The 394-nt window shown below is 45.4% G+C and carries 1 pseudogene; it reads left to right on the top strand.

The window, feature by feature from the left end:
- Positions 1-394 (top strand): annotated as a pseudogene (locus BHE89_RS21680) (RNA-guided endonuclease InsQ/TnpB family protein); the annotation flags it as partial.

Genomic DNA, 394 nt, shown 5'->3' with positions numbered 1-394 from the left:
CGTAAAGCCCGAATACAGCTTGCAGGTGTACACGAACGGGTAGCCAATGCCCGTGCTGATTTTCAACACAAACTCTCTCGTGCAATTGTTGACGAAAACCAAGCGATAATTGTAGAGACACTGAAATCGGCGAATATGATGAAAAACCACTGTCTGGCTCGCGCTATCGGTGATGCAGGCTGGCATGGTTTTATCACAAAGCTGGAATATAAAGCCGCAGAAAAAAGGCGTCCATCTGGTAAAACTGGATCAATGGTTTGCCAGTTCGAAAACCTGTCATTGCTGTGGTCATAAAATGTCAGAAATGCCACTACATAAGCGTATCTGGCAATGCCCTGAATGTGGAGTTGAACATGACCGAGATATCAATGCGGCAATCAATATCCGACACAAG

This window comes from Shigella sp. FC1967, assembly GCF_001743005.1.
Lineage (GTDB): Bacteria > Pseudomonadota > Gammaproteobacteria > Enterobacterales > Enterobacteriaceae > Proteus.
Note: the sequence above shows the minus strand (reverse complement) of the source record. Positions and strands in the feature narration are given on the sequence as shown.